The sequence below is a fragment of the Bacteroides sp. 2_2_4 genome (assembly GCF_000157055.1).
In the GTDB taxonomy this organism is placed as follows: Bacteria; Bacteroidota; Bacteroidia; order Bacteroidales; family Bacteroidaceae; genus Bacteroides; species Bacteroides ovatus.
The window spans coordinates 182,400-198,733 of sequence record NZ_EQ973360.1 but is presented as its reverse complement, the minus strand read 5'-3'; the positions used below and the strand labels follow the sequence as shown (position 1 = coordinate 198,733).

Sequence of the window (16,334 nt, the reverse complement as noted above, 5' to 3'; positions counted from 1 at the left end):
AGGAACATGGAAAAAGAAGGGAATAATCTGTTTCAGGTCAATCTTAAAGGTATGATTGCCCTGTTATCAGAGCACATTTATAGTAACCCGAATACTTTTGTTCGCGAACTGTTGCAGAATTGCGTAGATGCCATCACGGCACTACGCAATATTGACGAGAATTATAAAGGTCGCATCGATGTCTTTCTGAATGAGGACAAGACAGTGGTATTTCGGGATAATGGTATCGGACTGAAAGAGGAGGAAGTTTATCGCTTTCTGACTGTTATCGGGGAGAGCTCAAAGCGGGATACTCCCGATGCGGACGATTTTATCGGAAGGTTCGGTATCGGATTGTTATCTTGTTTTGTGGTGACCAATGAAATCACCGTAGAGAGTCGTTCTGCAATGGGCGGACAGCCTGTTTGCTGGTGTGGAAAAGTGGATGGGACGTATCAGCTGACTTTATCAGACGAAGAACGGCCCATCGGGTCGCAGGTAGTATTGCACCCGAAAGGAGATTGGATGCATCTTTTTGAATATGAAACATTTAAGAAGATACTGGTCGGTTACGGAGAAATGCTGCCGTATCCTATCTATCTGCATTATCAGGGGGAAGAGGAGTTGGTAAATACGCCTTCGCCTGTATGGCTTGACCCGAAGGCGACTCGTAAGGAGTTGCTGGATTATGGAGCGAAAGTGTTTCAATCGTCTGCTCTCGATGCTTTCCGGATCTATACTGAAAGCGGCAAGGTGGAAGGGGTGCTTTATGTCCTGCCTTTCCGTACACAATTTTCAGTGCGCAACTCTCATAAGGTCTATCTCAAACGTATGCTGTTGAGTGAGGATGATTGCAATCTGTTGCCGTCGTGGGCTTTCTTTATCCGTTGTCTGGTGAATGCGGACGGGTTGCTGTCTACCGCTTCCCGGGAGTCTTTGGTGAGTAATGACCAACTGAAAGATGCCCGGAAAGAGATCGGGGTGGCTATCAAGGATTATCTGCGGGGATTGGTGCAGAATGACCGTGCCATGTTCAATCGGATTCTGGATGTTCATCACTTTCATATCAAGGCGATTGCTTCGGAGGATAATGAATTGCTTCGTTTGTTTATGGATTATCTTCCTTTTGAAACCAATAAGGGTTTGCGTAGTTTTGGAAGTATTCGTTCGGCAAGCAATGTGATATGTTATACCAAGAATCTGGAGGATTTCCGGCAAGTGCGGCGTATAGCCGGAGCACAGGGTTGGCTGGTCGTGAATGCTGCTTATACGTTTGATGAAACGTTGTTGAAAAAGTATGTCCGCCTGAATCCGGAACTTACTTTGGATGAAATATCTCCTTCACGGTTGCTGGAGCAGTTTGGTGAAGTGGAGGCGAACCAGGAGTTTCAGGCTTTTGAGGTGAAAGCGAACGAGTTGTTGAAGCGGTTTGGCTGTATCTGTCGTCTGAAGCATTTTACTCCGGTGGATATTCCGGTTATTTTTGTGGCGGAGGAAAAGGAGAATGCTGCTAAAAGTGCTAATAATCCGTTGGCGGCTGTACTGGGAGCTGTGAATACTACAAAGCAGATTCCGCCGACACTCACTTTCAATGCGGATAATGAAATGGTGCAGACCTTATTGCAAATACAAGGAGACAATAAACTGTTTCAGCATGTGGTGCATATATTGTATGTACAATCGCTTCTGCAAGGTAAATATCCGGTAAACAGCGAAGAAATGGAGCTTTTCAACCATTCGCTAAGTGAACTGATGACTTCGAAAATGAATGATTTTATAAATTTCCTGAATTAAAAAAGAGTATGAGATACACACTTGAAATACAAAAATTGCTGTTGCAGACACAGAATAACAACCTGCATCCCCGCGAAAAAGCCAATCTATTGAAAGAAGCTATCCGCATCGCTGATGAGAACGAAGATGTGGAATGGGCTACGGAGTTGAGACTGGATCTTATTTATGAACTGAATCTTCTTTCGGCGGATGCTGAAGAGATTACCGTGTTCTCTAAAATTCTGGATGATTACGAGAACCACAAGGATGTGATTAAGGAAGATGACTTGTTGTGGAAATATAAGTGGATATGGGCTTGTACGTTCGATCTTCCGGAGATCCCGATGGAGCAGGTACAGGCAATTGGGGAGGATTATAAAACCCGTATCCTCCGGAACGGATATTCTTTGCGGAGTTATTATCACCGCTGGTCTGTGGAATGTGTCTGGATGCGGCAGTATGACAAGGCGAAAGAATACATTGATAAAATGTTGAATGAGAAGATAGACGATCAGTCGTGTGAGGCTTGTGAATTGAACTTTATGCTGGATTATTATCTGGAAACGGGACAGTTTGATGAGGCTTACAGCCGCGCGCAACCGTTGATTAATAAGCAGGTCACTTGTTATGAAGCCAATTTGCGGGCCTATTTGAAGCTTGCTTATTATGCACAGAAAGCAGGTAAACCGGAGGTTGCCGCCGATATGTGTGCACGTGCCGAAGAAGCATTGGTGGGAAGAGAGAAGGATGAATATCTTTTGCTCTATCTGGGATTGTTTATTGCCTATTATATGATGACGAAGCCGGAAAGAGCTTGGGAATATACCGAACGCTGTATCGGTTGGAGTTTGCGTACTAATACGCTGAAGAATTATCGTTTCTCCTGTGATATGGTAGAGGCTCTGAAATATGAAACCCGTCCGGAAGTCTCGTTGTCTTTGCCGGAAGAGTTCCCGCTTTATCGTCCGGATGGAATTTATCAGGTAAACGAACTTCGCAATTATTTCTATCAACAGGCAGAAGAGCTGGCACGTCGCTATGACGCCCGTAACGGAAATAGTGGTTATATGGACCGTTTGAAAGATTTAATGTCTAATTAATTGCCAACATGTAGATTAATCCGTATTTTTGCCGTCCAATTATTTACTAAAAACACTGAATAACAGAAAATGAGAAAGTGGCGTATTGAAGATTCTGAGGAACTCTACAACATCACAGGTTGGGGTACCTCGTACTTTGGTATTAATGACAAAGGTCATGTAGTTGTTACACCTCGTAGAGACGGAGTGACTGTCGATCTGAAAGAACTGGTCGATGAGTTGCAATTGCGTGATGTGGCTTCTCCCATGTTGATACGTTTTCCGGATATTTTGGACAACCGTATTGAAAAGATGTCTTCCTGCTTTAAACAAGCGGCCGAAGAGTATGGTTATAAAGCCGAGAACTTTATAATTTATCCGATTAAGGTCAACCAAATGCGCCCGGTGGTGGAAGAGATTATCAGCCACGGAAAGAAGTTCAATCTCGGACTGGAAGCCGGTTCCAAACCGGAACTCCATGCAGTGATTGCGGTCAATACGGATTCTGACTCATTGATTGTCTGTAACGGATATAAAGACGAAAGTTACATCGAACTGGCTTTGCTTGCCCAGAAAATGGGTAAACGTATCTTCCTCGTTGTAGAGAAGATGAACGAACTGAAGCTGATTGCAAAGATGGCAAAACAGCTGAATGTGCAGCCTAACATCGGTATACGTATCAAACTCGCTTCTTCCGGTAGCGGAAAGTGGGAAGAGTCTGGAGGTGATGCCAGCAAATTCGGCTTGACTTCCAGTGAACTTCTCGAAGCGCTCGACTTCCTGGAGAGCAAAGGGATGAAGGATTGTTTGAAATTGATTCATTTCCATATCGGCAGTCAGGTGACAAAGATACGTCGTATCAAAACGGCTTTGCGTGAGGCTTCACAGTTCTACGTGCAGTTGCATTCGATGGGATTCAATGTGGAATTTGTAGATATTGGCGGTGGACTCGGAGTGGATTATGACGGAACCCGTTCGTCCAATAGCGAAGGCAGCGTGAATTATTCCATCCAGGAATATGTAAACGACTCTATTTCTACTTTGGTGGACGTGAGCGATAAAAATGGTATCCCACACCCGAATATCATAACGGAGAGTGGACGTGCATTGACGGCACATCATTCTGTTCTTATCTTTGAGGTACTTGAAACCGCTACATTGCCCGAATGGGATGACGAGGAGGAAATTGCTCCGGATGCACACGAATTGGTGCAGGAGTTATATGGAATCTGGGATTCGCTGAACCAGAACAAGATGTTGGAAGCATGGCACGATGCGCAGCAGATCAGGGAGGAAGCATTGGACTTGTTCAGTCATGGAATCGTGGATCTGAAAACCCGCGCACAAATCGAGCGTCTGTATTGGTCTATTACACGTGAGATTAATCAGATTGCAGCCGGTTTGAAGCATGCGCCCGATGAATTCCGTGGATTGTCCAAACTGCTTGCCGATAAATATTTCTGTAACTTCTCGTTGTTTCAGTCACTTCCTGACTCTTGGGCAATTGACCAGATATTCCCGATCATGCCTATTCAGCGGTTGGATGAAAAACCGGAGCGTTCGGCTACCTTGCAAGATATAACCTGCGACTCGGACGGCAAAATTGCCAACTTTATCTCTACCCGTAACGTGGCTCATTATCTGCCTGTACATGCACTGAAGAAAACAGAACCTTATTATGTGGCTGTGTTCCTGGTGGGAGCTTATCAGGAGATTTTGGGAGATATGCATAATTTGTTTGGTGATACGAATGCCGTGCATGTTTCGGTGAACGAGAAAGGATATAATATCGAACAGATTATCGACGGAGAAACGGTAGCGGAGGTGTTGGACTATGTGCAGTACAATCCGAAGAAACTGGTACGTACGCTCGAAACTTGGGTGACGAAATCAGTGAAAGAAGGAAAGATTTCTTTGGAAGAAGGAAAAGAATTCCTTTCCAACTATCGTTCGGGGCTTTACGGATATACTTATTTGGAATAACCGGCAGGGTGCCGGAGCCGGATTCTCCATTCGGTGAACTTATTAGAAATCAAGAAATGAGAGAAAAACTAACAGTTATTAAGGTGGGTGGCAAAATCGTAGAAGAGGAAGCCACCCTTCGTCAGTTGTTAAATGACTTTGCCGCTATCGACGGACATAAAGTGTTGGTTCATGGTGGCGGTCGTTCGGCAACAAAGATTGCCGCACAACTGGGTATTGAAAGCAAGATGGTAAATGGTCGTCGGATTACCGATGCCGAAACATTGAAAGTCGTAACGATGGTGTATGGCGGATTGGTGAATAAAAATATTGTGGCAGGTCTGCAAGCACGCGGAGTCAATGCACTCGGATTGACCGGTGCGGATATGAATGTAATCCGTTCGGTGAAACGTCCGGTGAAAGAAGTAGACTACGGGTTTGTGGGAGATGTGGAACAGGTGGACGCTACTTTATTGTCGGATTTGATACATAAAGGCGTTGTTCCTGTGATGGCTCCATTGACGCACGACGGCCACGGCAATATGCTGAATACGAATGCAGATACCATTGCTGGGGAGACAGCGAAAGCGTTGTCGGCCTTGTTTGATGTGACATTGGTATATTGTTTTGAGAAGAAAGGCGTGTTGCGTGACGAGAATGATGATGACAGTGTGATTCCCCAAATCACCCGTGCCGAATTTGAACAATATGTAGCTGATGGCGTTATTCAGGGAGGTATGATTCCCAAGTTGGAGAATTCTTTTGAAGCAATAAATGCAGGAGTATCTGAAGTGGTAATCACCTTAGCATCAGCGATTAATAACTCTGGTGGAACAAGAATAAAAAAATATTCAAAAAAAAGTAGTGGGCGACTGTAACTTTTCATATCCTAGCCCGTCATTATTATAGAGATGCAAGAAATCAGCTTCCGAAACGATATTTTGCCGTTGAAGGATAAACTCTTTCGATTGGCTCTCAGAATCACCCTGGATAGGGCCGAAGCCGAGGATGTCGTTCAGGACACCATGATAAGAGTGTGGAATAAGCGTGATGAGTGGTCTCAATTTGAATCGGTCGAAGCCTATTGCCTGACAGTGGCAAAGAATCTGGCGATAGATCGAAGTCAAAAGAAAGAAGCTCAAAACGTGGAACTCACCCCCGAAATGGAGGAAGAACCTGATGCAAACAGTCCGTATGACCAGATGATTCATGATGAAAGAATGAACATTATTAATAGACTGGTAAACGAACTTCCCGAAAAACAGCGGCTTATCATGCAACTGAGGGACATTGAAGGTGAAAGCTATAAGAAAATTGCAGGGTTGCTGAATCTGACAGAGGAACAAGTGAAAGTGAACCTCTTCAGAGCCAGACAAAAAGTAAAACAAAGGTATTTAAAAATTGACGAATATGGATTATAAGGATATAGAACAGCTCCTGGAGCGATACTGGCAATGCGAAACTTCCGTTGAGGAGGAAGCAACATTGCGCGACTTCTTCGCAAAGGAGGAAGTTCCGGCTCATTTGCTTCGCTATAAAAACCTGTTTGTTTATCAACAGGTTCAGCAGGAAGTAGGACTGGGCGAAGACTTTGATACACGTATTCTGGCAGAGGTGGAGCCTACGGTCGTAAAAGCGAAACGCTTGACACTGACCGGTCGTTTTATTCCTCTATTCAAAGCCGCTGCCGTGATTGCAATCATCCTTTCTTTGGGGAATGTGGCACAACATTCTTTCTCCGGAGATGACGGAAGTGTATTGGCAACGGATACCATTGGTAAACAAGTAACAGCACCATCGGTCGCTATCTCAAATGATGTGAAAGCGGAACAGGTTCTGGCTGATAGCCTGGCGAAGATCAACCATAAGGTGCAAGTTATAAACGAATAGACATTTTCATTTGCTTTAAACATATAATATAGTTAGTGTGCTTAATTAAAACAACAACGAAGGCGAAACTGTGAAGTTTTCAATTCTCTCAAATTTTTATAATGAAACTAACTAAATAAATGGGCTACCGCGTGATGCAGTAGCCCTTTTATGCTTTTAGACTGTATTTGTTCAAATTGTCTTTATTTGATCTGCCGTATGTTTTTCCGTGGAGCATCCACTTCTTGTGGATTGCCTTTATAAGCAATATCGCCACTTCCTTTCACGCGGGCAACCAGTTTTTGACTTGCATAACAACTGATGTTTCCGGATCCACTGATACTTGCATCCGTATTCTCTGCTTCTAAATCTGCGGCCTGAATGTTTCCCGATCCGGCAATAGCATATTTTGCTTGAATGGCTTTACCTTTAAGATTAATATTACCCGAACCTGAAATTCCTGCCTGACATTCCTGGCTCTCTATTTGTTGCAGTCTAACATCTCCCGATCCGTTAATTGAAACAGCCATTCTTCGGCAATTAAGCCCTTCTCCCTGAATGTTCCCCGAACCATTTATATGGAACTCGATATCTTTAGAGGTTTGTATTCCATTGATTAATTTTATATTTCCCGATCCGTTGATTGACAGCTTATTCAGTTCCGGAGCAAAAACTTTTATTTCCAGTTTTCCTTTCCATATACTGACATTCTTCTTGAATTTTATCATTAATGTATTACCGTCTACATACGTTTCTACAAGTGGTATAATGTTGTCGGAACCATGTATCTCCACGTGACTGCGTGTGTCTTGGTGATAACTGATATTGGCACTTCCCAATAGTTTGATTTCATTGAAATGATCGGCTTTTACTTCTTGGGAGATGTAGTTTTTGCTGCCTACTACGTGTTTTCCCTGCAAGCAAGAGCCGGCAGTAAGTACTAGAGACAATCCGGTGACTAATACGAGCAATAAACTTGTTTTCATAATTATGTTTTTCTATGATTGATATGACAGTTAGACGGAAGAAACTGATATAAAGTTGCATCTTCCGCGAAGTTTTTCATTGGAATCTTCTTTTTTATTACTTTTGTGGCTGTTGATAGGAGGATTATAATGGATAAGATCGTAGAAGATGACGAATTAGGACGTCTGATAGTGCGTGTCAATTCACGTGCGAGGAGTCTTGTGTTTCGTACAAAGAGTGATGCTGTTTATGTTTCAGTTCCTCCCGGCACTACATTGAAAGAAGTGAAGCAGGCAATCGAGAATCTGCGTGGTAAACTTCTGGCCTCCCGTCAAAAATTAGCCCGGCCATTGATTGATTTGGACTATAAAATTGATGCGGAACACTTTAAGTTGTCCTTGGTGTCCGGTGAAAAGGATCAGTTTCTGGCTAATTCCCGGTTGGGGGTTATGGAAATTGTTTGTCCGCCTCATGCGAATTTTACGGACGAGAAACTGCAAAGCTGGTTGCATAAGGTGATTGAAGAATCGTTGAGGCGGAATGCGAAAAGTATCCTTCCTTCACGTTTGGCTTCCTTGTCCAAGCAATGCGGACTTCCTTATTCGAGTGTGAAAATAAACTCCAGTCAGGGCAGATGGGGCAGTTGCTCGGCTCGAAAGGATATTAATTTGTCCTATTACCTGGTTCTGTTACCTTCTCATTTGATAGACTACGTGTTGCTGCACGAATTATGTCATACTTGCGAGATGAATCATAGCGAACGATTTTGGGTATTGCTCAATCAATTTACAGAAGGAAAAGCATTGGCTTTGCGGGGGGAATTGAGAAAGTATCGTACGGAGATTTAGAATACTTTATTGCCAGGATAGTGCTATCGTGTTGGCACACTTGTGTCAACACGCTGGCACAGTCGTGACAATGCGATGGCATGGTTGTGCCAATATGGTGGCACAGACTTAGTTAATACCTTTATTACTTGGCTAATTGTTTAATCCCGTCTGATTCTTTTTCGAACTGATAAGTTCCTCCTTTTTCACTAAGATCAAACGTAGACACTAATTCTGTGTTATTATCTACAATCAACAAGGCGCTCTGTTCGGCAAAACGTCCTATTTCTACAGTGTAAGGTTCTTCCGACATGGTTTTGTTGGAGATCAGACTGTCGTTGACAAATAAAGAGATAGAATCTCCGGCAAAACCTTTTACCAGACTGATCGTATAGCTTTCGATGAAATGACGTTCTTCCTGCTTTTCCCGTTGTAGCCGCATGCTCATATAGACAAAAATAACCACGACAAAAATGACGGCAAAAGCAAGAATTCCGTTACCTACCATAAACTGTTTATTTGTGTTGAGACGATGTGCCATAGTCGTTATTTTTTGAATTACGGCGTAAAGATACGAATATAGCACTGTTAATTCATACTTTTTTTCTTTAATGTTTTGTAGTCGAACAGATTATTTATATCTTTGCAACCGAAAACGGATGAAAGGTGGAGGGGCAATTAAGCTCCTTTTTTTGTTCTTATATAGCTAATAAATGATAGAAAAGAAAACTGTTTGTCAGATTGTAGAAGAGTGGCTGGAAGGAAAAGACTACTTTTTAGTAGAGGTAACCGTGAGCCCGGATGACAAGATTGTGGTTGAAATAGACCATGCAGAAGGTGTTTGGATTGAAGATTGCGTGGAGCTTAGCCGCTTCATAGAGTCGAAACTGAACCGCGAAGAGGAAGATTATGAACTGGAAGTAGGGTCGGCTGGGATCGGACAACCCTTTAAAGTTCTGCAACAGTATTATATCCACATCGGACAAGAGGTGGAAGTGCTGACCGGAGACGGACGGAAGCTGGCCGGTATACTGAAAGATGCCGATGAAGAGAAGTTTACGGTAGGCGTACAAAAGAAAGTAAAAACCGAAGGATCAAAGCGCCCGAAATTGGTAGAAGAGGACGAAACCTTCACTTATGAGCAAATAAAATATACTAAATACTTAATTAGCTTTAAATAGTTATGGCCAAAAAAGAAGAAACAATCAGCTTGATTGATACATTTTCGGAATTTAAGGAACTGAAGAATATCGATAGAACGACGATGGTTAGCGTACTCGAAGAGTCGTTCCGTAGCGTAATCGCGAAAATGTTTGGCACCGATGAAAATTACGACGTAATCGTGAACCCGGACAAGGGTGACTTCGAGATATGGCGTAACCGTGAAGTTGTGGCCGATGAAGATTTGACTAACCCGAATATGCAGATTTCGTTGAGCGAAGCACAGAAAATTGATGCTTCTTACGAAGAAGGTGAAGAGGTGACTGACGAGGTTATCTTTGCCAAGTTCGGACGTCGTGCGATCCTGAATCTTCGCCAGACACTGGCTTCCAAGATTCTGGAACTCGAAAAAGACAGTATTTATAATAAATATATAGATAAGGTAGGTACTATCATCAATGCAGAAGTATATCAGATCTGGAAAAAAGAGATGTTGCTTTTAGACGATGAAGGAAACGAATTGCTGTTACCTAAGACCGAACAAATCCCGAGCGACTTTTATCGTAAAGGTGAAACGGCTCGTGCAGTAGTTGCCCGCGTGGATAACAAGAATAATAATCCTAAGATTATCTTGTCACGTACTTCTCCCGTTTTCCTGCAACGCCTGTTCGAGATGGAAGTACCCGAAATTAATGATGGTTTGATTACCATCAAGAAGATTGCCCGTATCCCCGGCGAACGTGCCAAGATCGCGGTGGAATCTTACGATGACAGAATCGACCCTGTAGGAGCCTGTGTAGGTGTAAAGGGAAGTCGTATTCATGGCATTGTTCGTGAACTTCGCAATGAGAACATCGACGTAATCAATTATACATCGAACATCTCATTGTTTATACAGCGCGCTTTAAGCCCGGCTAAGATTTCTTCTATTCGTCTGAACGAGGAAGAGAAGAAAGCAGAGGTATTCCTCAAACCGGAAGAAGTTTCGCTGGCTATCGGTAAAGGCGGTTTGAATATCAAACTGGCCAGTATGTTAACTGAGTACACTATCGACGTGTTCCGTGAGTTGGATGAGAATGTAGCTGACGAAGATATCTATCTCGACGAGTTTAGAGACGAAATTGACGGATGGGTGATCGACGCTATCAAAGCTATCGGCATCGATACAGCGAAGGCTGTGTTGAATGCTCCTCGTGAGATGTTGATTGAAAAGACGGACTTGGAAGAAGAGACAGTGGACGAGGTAATACGCATTTTGAAATCGGAGTTTGAAGAAGAAGATCCTTCAATTGAAAATAAAGATGAAATTAAAGATTAAAAGTTGCGATACAATATAATGCAGCAGACTTTTATTTCTTAATTCTCAATTTTCAATTAAACAAGCTCCATTTATTCATTAATTTTAAAATATGACGATAAGGTTAAACAAAGTTACAAGAGATTTGAACGTAGGAATCGCGACGGTAGTTGAGTTCCTGCAAAAGAAAGGGCATACCGTTGAGGCTAATCCTAATACTAAAATTAGCGAGGAGCAATACGCTATACTCGTAAAGGAGTTTAGTACAGATAAGAACCTTAGACTTGAATCGGAGCGTTTCATACAGGAACGTCAGAATAAGGAACGTAATAAGGCGTCGGTATCGATTGAGGGCTTCGAAAAGCAGCCCGAAAAACCGAAGTCGGAAGATGTGATTAAGACAGTCGTACCTGAGGATGCACGTCCGAAGTTTAAACCTGTCGGAAAAATAGATTTGGATAAATTGAACGGTCGTAAACCTGAAAAGGTAGAGAAAGAACCGGAACAGAAACAGGAAGAACCGGTTGTGGAACGGCCTGTCGTTAAACCCGAAGTGAAAAAGGAGCCCGAGAAGAGAGAACCCGAGGTGAAGGAGGAAGAGGTGGTGACACCTCCTGTTTCTGTAGTAGAGCCTACTCCAGTGGTGGTTGAACCCGTAGTAGTGCCGGAACCTGTAGTGGAGACGAAGCCGGTAGAAGTTGAAAAAGTAGTAGAAGAAGTGAAAAAAGAAGAGCCGAAGGTAGTAGTAGCTGCACCTGTGAAGGCGGAAGAACATAAAGAAGAAGAAAAGGTGGAAACTGCACAGGCTGAAGTAACCCCGGTAGCGGAAAAGGCTCCGGAGGATGATGGTGTTTTCAAAATCCGTCAACCGGAATTAGGCGCAAAGATTAATGTGATCGGTCAGATCGACTTGGCTGCATTGAATCAGTCTACTCGTCCCAAGAAGAAATCGAAGGAAGAGAAACGTCGCGAACGTGAAGAAAAGGAAAAAATCCGTCAGGATCAGAAGAAGTTGATGAAGGAAGCTATCATCAAGGAAATCCGTAAGGATGATTCTAAATTGGCGAAGAGCGGACCTAAGGACAGTGCGGAAGCGGCTGCTAACAAGAAGAAACGTAACCGTATCAATAAAGAGAAGGTGGACGTTAACAATGTTGCAACTTCCAACTTTGCTGCTCCAAGACCTAATGTACAGGGTAAAGGCGGCAATAGTAACGGTCAGGGTGGCCAGGCCAACGGACAGGGAAATAACAACAGAAGAAATAACAACAATAAAGATCGCTTCAAGAAACCGGTTATCAAACAGGAAGTGAGCGAGGAAGACGTAGCAAAACAGGTAAAAGAAACCCTTGCACGTCTGACAACCAAAGGTAAGAATAAAACGTCCAAATACCGTAAAGAGAAACGTGAAATGGCTTCCAACCGTATGCAGGAACTGGAAGATCAGGAAATGGCAGACAGCAAGGTATTGAAGTTGACCGAGTTCGTTACGGCTAACGAATTGGCAACGATGATGGATGTTTCTGTTAACCAGGTTATCGCTACTTGTATGAGTATTGGTATCATGGTTTCCATCAACCAGCGTTTGGATGCTGAAACCATCAATCTGGTGGCTGAAGAATTCGGATTCAAGACTGAATATGTAAGTGCGGAAGTGGCACAAGCTATCGTTGAAGAAGAAGATGCTCCGGAAGATTTGCAACCGCGCGCTCCGATTGTAACGGTGATGGGACACGTTGACCACGGTAAGACTTCTTTGCTTGACTATATCCGTAAGGCGAATGTAATTGCCGGTGAGGCCGGAGGTATTACCCAGCATATCGGTGCTTATAACGTGCAATTGGAAGACGGTCGTCGTATTACATTCCTCGATACTCCGGGTCACGAAGCGTTTACCGCTATGCGTGCACGTGGTGCCAAAGTAACGGATATTGCTATCATTATTGTGGCTGCCGATGATAACGTGATGCCACAGACGAAAGAAGCGATCAATCACGCGATGGCTGCCGGTGTACCTATTGTATTTGCAATCAATAAGGTAGATAAACCGACTGCAAATCCGGATAAGATTAAAGAAGAACTGGCTGCAATGAATTACCTTGTTGAAGAATGGGGTGGTAAATATCAGTCACAAGATATCTCTGCCAAGAAAGGTATGGGTGTGGAAGACTTGCTGGAAAAAGTATTGCTCGAAGCGGAAATGCTCGACCTGAAGGCAAATCCGAACCGTAATGCTACGGGTTCCATCATCGAATCTTCACTGGATAAGGGACGCGGATATGTAGCTACTGTATTGGTATCTAACGGTACTTTGAAAGTAGGAGACATCGTATTGGCGGGAACCAGCTACGGACGTGTGAAGGCTATGTTCAACGAACGTAACCAACGCGTCAAGGAAGCAGGACCTTCCGAACCGGCATTGATTCTGGGATTGAATGGTGCTCCTGCCGCAGGTGACACATTCCATGTAGTCGAAAGCGATCAGGAAGCTCGTGAGATCACTAATAAACGTGAGCAGCTGGCTCGTGAACAAGGTTTGCGTACGCAGAAGATCCTTACATTGGATGAATTGGGTCGTCGTATTGCTTTGGGTAACTTCCAGGAATTGAACATCATCGTTAAGGGTGACGTGGATGGTTCTGTGGAAGCGTTGAGCGATTCGTTGATTAAGTTGTCTACGGAACAAATTCAGGTAAATGTTATCCATAAGGGTGTGGGAGCAATTTCTGAATCTGATGTTTCTCTGGCTGCTGCTTCGGATGCGATTATTGTCGGATTCCAGGTACGTCCTTCGGGTGCTGCCGGTAAGATGGCCGACCAAGAGGGTGTTGACATCCGTAAGTATTCTGTCATCTACGATGCAATCGAAGAGGTAAAGGCTGCTATGGAAGGTATGTTGGCTCCGGAAGTAAAGGAACAGATTACTGCAACCATCGAAATCCGCGAAGTATTCAATATTACGAAAGTCGGTCTTGTAGCCGGAGCAATGGTGAAGACCGGAAAGGTGAAACGCAGCGACAAGGCTCGTTTGATCCGCGATGGTATCGTAATCTTTACCGGAAACATCAACGCATTGAAACGCTTCAAGGACGATGTGAAGGAAGTAGGTACAAACTTCGAGTGTGGTATCAGTCTGGTGAACTGCAACGACATGAAGGTAGGCGATATGATCGAGACATTCGAAGAAATAGAAGTGAAACAGACGCTGTAAATATATATAGTAAGGTTATAAGTGTATTATAATGTTATAATATAGCAGAGGTCATGATTGATAAAGAGGTGGTAATGTGGTACTGTTTGCAGAACACCACCTTACCACCTTATTTTTTATCATTCGGCACCTTCTCATTATAATCAGCTTATATACGACTTATTGGTTTATAGCTTATAACATAATAAATGTGGCAACGATTGATATAATTATCCTTATTGTAATAGGCGCCGGAGCGATTGTAGGTTTTGTAAAAGGCTTCATTCGTCAGTTGGCTTCTATTTTGGGGTTAATAGTCGGTCTGTTGGCAGCGAAAGCTCTGTATGCTTCTTTGGCGGAAAAGCTTTGCCCGACAGTGACGGATTCAATGACAGTTGCGCAAGTGTTGGCTTTTATCATGATCTGGATTGCCGTACCATTGATCTTTGTATTGATTGCCTCGCTATTGACAAAAGCAATGCAGGCTATTTCGTTGAACTGGTTGAATCGCTGGTTAGGAAGTGGGCTGGGAGCACTTAAGTTTCTGTTGTTAACGAGTGTAGTGATTGGTGCGATAGAGTTTGTGGACAGCGATAATAAGTTAATTAGTGCAACAAAAAAGGAAGAGTCTTTGTTATATTATCCGATGGAAACGTTTGCGGGGATCTTTTTCCCTGCTGCGAAGAATATGACGCAACAATATATATTAGAGAATAAAGATAAAGATGCAACAAGAACCCAATAAAATGAAACCCAATCAGAAAGACGAACTTGAAAAGAAGACTGATAATGAGTTTGTCCGGAAATTTGCGGAGGAGAAATATAAATACGGTTTCACCACAGAGGTGCATACGGACATCATTGAGCGTGGACTTAATGAAGATGTCATTCGTCTGATTTCATCGAAAAAGGACGAACCGGAGTGGTTGCTGGAGTTTCGACTGAAAGCGTATCGCCATTGGCTGACGCTGGAAATGCCTACCTGGGCACATCTCCGTATCCCTGAAATTGATTATCAGGCGATTTCTTATTATGCCGATCCGACAAAGAAGAAAGAAGGACCGAAGAGCATAGAGGAAGTCGATCCTGAACTGATAAAGACGTTTAATAAACTGGGAATTCCTTTGGAAGAGCAAATGGCTCTTAGTGGAATGGCAGTGGATGCCGTTATGGACTCTGTTTCCGTAAAGACTACCTTCAAGGAAACGCTGATGGAGAAAGGAATTATATTCTGCTCGTTCAGTGAAGCCGTGCGGGAGCATCCGGATTTGGTGAAGAAATATATGGGCTCGGTAGTAGGTTATCGGGACAATTTCTTTGCAGCGTTGAATTCCGCAGTGTTCTCTGACGGCTCTTTCGTGTATATTCCGAAAGGAGTACGTTGCCCGATGGAGCTTTCCACTTATTTCCGTATCAATGCCCGTAACACGGGACAGTTTGAGCGTACGCTGATTGTAGCGGATGATGATTCGTATGTTTCTTATCTGGAAGGATGTACGGCTCCGATGCGGGATGAAAATCAGCTGCATGCCGCTATCGTTGAGATCATTGTGCACGACCGTGCAGAAGTAAAATACAGTACCGTTCAGAACTGGTATCCGGGAGATGCAGAAGGCAAGGGCGGTGTATACAACTTTGTGACTAAACGCGGTAACTGTAAAGGAGTGGACAGTAAATTATCCTGGACACAAGTGGAAACCGGTTCGGCAATCACCTGGAAATATCCTTCCTGTATCCTGACGGGCGATAACTCGACCGCTGAATTCTATTCCGTAGCTGTAACGAACAACTATCAGCAGGCAGATACCGGAACGAAGATGATTCATCTGGGTAAGAACACTCGTAGTACGATTGTAAGTAAAGGCATTTCTGCCGGACATAGTGAGAACTCCTATCGTGGGTTGGTACGCGTGGCCGAGAAAGCGGATAATGCCCGTAATTATAGCCAGTGTGACTCTCTGTTGCTGGGAGATAAGTGTGGTGCACATACCTTCCCGTATATGGATATTCACAATGAGACGGCAGTGGTAGAACATGAAGCTACGACAAGCAAGATTAGTGAAGACCAGATATTTTATTGCAACCAGCGCGGTATTCCGACAGAAGATGCTATCGGACTTATTGTGAACGGATATGCAAAGGAAGTGTTGAATAAACTTCCGATGGAGTTTGCGGTAGAAGCACAGAAGCTGCTTACCATCTCATTGGAAGGAAGCGTGGGGTGATGTTGA

Annotated in this window: 14 protein-coding genes; 12 read left to right on the top strand and 2 right to left on the bottom strand. The window is 43.6% G+C overall.

Annotation, left to right across the window (positions count from 1 at the left end; genetic code table 11):
- Positions 1-6 precede the first annotated feature (6 nt).
- From BSCG_RS13865 to BSCG_RS13890, 6 genes are all read left to right on the top strand, one after another.
- Entirely contained in the window at positions 7-1,773 is a 1,767-nt protein-coding gene (locus BSCG_RS13865; protein ID WP_004309447.1) for an HSP90 family protein, read from the top strand.
- Positions 1,774-1,781: 8 nt separating this feature from the next.
- Positions 1,782-2,852 (top strand): tetratricopeptide repeat protein, encoded by a 1,071-nt coding sequence (locus BSCG_RS13870; protein ID WP_008776072.1) that lies wholly within the window; start codon positions 1,782-1,784, stop codon positions 2,850-2,852.
- A gap of 69 nt (positions 2,853-2,921) precedes the next feature.
- Positions 2,922-4,814: a biosynthetic arginine decarboxylase gene (gene speA / locus BSCG_RS13875; protein ID WP_004309449.1), complete on the top strand. Its 1,893-nt coding sequence runs from the start codon at positions 2,922-2,924 to the stop codon at positions 4,812-4,814.
- Positions 4,815-4,870: 56 nt separating this feature from the next.
- Complete coding sequence (gene argB, locus BSCG_RS13880) at positions 4,871-5,671, top strand: acetylglutamate kinase (RefSeq protein ID WP_008776071.1); 801 nt, start codon at positions 4,871-4,873, stop codon at positions 5,669-5,671.
- A gap of 33 nt (positions 5,672-5,704) precedes the next feature.
- Positions 5,705-6,214, top strand: a complete 510-nt coding sequence (locus BSCG_RS13885; RefSeq protein WP_004309451.1) for an RNA polymerase sigma factor — start codon at positions 5,705-5,707, stop codon at positions 6,212-6,214.
- Positions 6,204-6,683, top strand: a complete 480-nt coding sequence (locus BSCG_RS13890) for a hypothetical protein (protein ID WP_004309452.1) — start codon at positions 6,204-6,206, stop codon at positions 6,681-6,683. Before BSCG_RS13885 ends, BSCG_RS13890 begins: the two co-directional genes overlap by 11 nt.
- A gap of 182 nt (positions 6,684-6,865) precedes the next feature.
- On the opposite strand, the gene BSCG_RS13895 is transcribed toward BSCG_RS13890, so the two are convergent.
- Positions 6,866-7,648 (bottom strand): head GIN domain-containing protein, encoded by a 783-nt coding sequence (locus BSCG_RS13895; protein ID WP_004298259.1) that lies wholly within the window; start codon positions 7,646-7,648, stop codon positions 6,866-6,868.
- Positions 7,649-7,777: 129 nt separating this feature from the next.
- Here BSCG_RS13895 and BSCG_RS13900 point away from each other — a divergent pair, with 129 nt between their 5' ends.
- Positions 7,778-8,476 carry a SprT family zinc-dependent metalloprotease gene (locus BSCG_RS13900; protein ID WP_008776070.1) on the top strand — a complete coding sequence of 233 codons (699 nt, stop codon included), beginning with the start codon at positions 7,778-7,780 and terminating at the stop codon, positions 8,474-8,476.
- 124 nt (positions 8,477-8,600) lie between these two features.
- On the opposite strand, the gene BSCG_RS13905 is transcribed toward BSCG_RS13900, so the two are convergent.
- Complete coding sequence (locus BSCG_RS13905) at positions 8,601-8,996, bottom strand: hypothetical protein (RefSeq protein WP_004298257.1); 396 nt, start codon at positions 8,994-8,996, stop codon at positions 8,601-8,603.
- Positions 8,997-9,168: 172 nt separating this feature from the next.
- On the opposite strand from BSCG_RS13905, the gene rimP reads away from it, so the two are divergent.
- The 5 genes from rimP to sufB all read left to right on the top strand — a co-directional run bounded on the left by rimP (position 9,169) and on the right by sufB (position 16,328).
- Positions 9,169-9,636: a ribosome assembly cofactor RimP gene (rimP, locus tag BSCG_RS13910; RefSeq protein ID WP_004298256.1), complete on the top strand. Its 468-nt coding sequence runs from the start codon at positions 9,169-9,171 to the stop codon at positions 9,634-9,636.
- A gap of 2 nt (positions 9,637-9,638) precedes the next feature.
- Complete coding sequence (nusA, locus tag BSCG_RS13915; protein ID WP_004298255.1) at positions 9,639-10,934, top strand: transcription termination factor NusA; 1,296 nt, start codon at positions 9,639-9,641, stop codon at positions 10,932-10,934.
- A 91-nt stretch (positions 10,935-11,025) separates the two neighbouring features.
- The gene (gene infB / locus BSCG_RS13920; RefSeq protein WP_008776069.1) at positions 11,026-14,124 is read left to right on the top strand and encodes a translation initiation factor IF-2; all 3,099 of its coding nucleotides are present in this window, start codon (positions 11,026-11,028) and stop codon (positions 14,122-14,124) included.
- Positions 14,125-14,314: 190 nt separating this feature from the next.
- Entirely contained in the window at positions 14,315-14,848 is a 534-nt protein-coding gene (locus tag BSCG_RS13925; RefSeq protein ID WP_008776068.1) for a CvpA family protein, read from the top strand.
- Position 14,849: 1 nt separating this feature from the next.
- A complete protein-coding gene (gene sufB / locus BSCG_RS13930) occupies positions 14,850-16,328 on the top strand; it encodes a Fe-S cluster assembly protein SufB (RefSeq protein WP_008776067.1) in 1,479 nt (492 codons plus the stop codon).
- Positions 16,329-16,334 lie beyond the last annotated feature (6 nt).

Bases quoted from the DNA above. Each gene is read 5' to 3' on its own strand.
- sufB (WP_008776067.1), top strand. From the start codon at position 14,850: ATGAAACCCAATCAGAAAGACGAACTTGAAAAGAAGACTGATAATGAG.
- BSCG_RS13895 (WP_004298259.1), bottom strand. From the start codon at position 7,648: ATGAAAACAAGTTTATTGCTCGTATTAGTCACCGGATTGTCTCTAGTA.
- nusA (WP_004298255.1), top strand. From the start codon at position 9,639: ATGGCCAAAAAAGAAGAAACAATCAGCTTGATTGATACATTTTCGGAA.
- BSCG_RS13890 (WP_004309452.1), top strand. From the start codon at position 6,204: ATGGATTATAAGGATATAGAACAGCTCCTGGAGCGATACTGGCAATGC.
- BSCG_RS13865 (WP_004309447.1), top strand. From the start codon at position 7: ATGGAAAAAGAAGGGAATAATCTGTTTCAGGTCAATCTTAAAGGTATG.
- rimP (WP_004298256.1), top strand. From the start codon at position 9,169: ATGATAGAAAAGAAAACTGTTTGTCAGATTGTAGAAGAGTGGCTGGAA.
- BSCG_RS13905 (WP_004298257.1), bottom strand. From the start codon at position 8,996: ATGGCACATCGTCTCAACACAAATAAACAGTTTATGGTAGGTAACGGA.
- BSCG_RS13870 (WP_008776072.1), top strand. From the start codon at position 1,782: ATGAGATACACACTTGAAATACAAAAATTGCTGTTGCAGACACAGAAT.
- BSCG_RS13885 (WP_004309451.1), top strand. From the start codon at position 5,705: ATGCAAGAAATCAGCTTCCGAAACGATATTTTGCCGTTGAAGGATAAA.
- infB (WP_008776069.1), top strand. From the start codon at position 11,026: ATGACGATAAGGTTAAACAAAGTTACAAGAGATTTGAACGTAGGAATC.
- argB (WP_008776071.1), top strand. From the start codon at position 4,871: ATGAGAGAAAAACTAACAGTTATTAAGGTGGGTGGCAAAATCGTAGAA.
- speA (WP_004309449.1), top strand. From the start codon at position 2,922: ATGAGAAAGTGGCGTATTGAAGATTCTGAGGAACTCTACAACATCACA.
- BSCG_RS13900 (WP_008776070.1), top strand. From the start codon at position 7,778: ATGGATAAGATCGTAGAAGATGACGAATTAGGACGTCTGATAGTGCGT.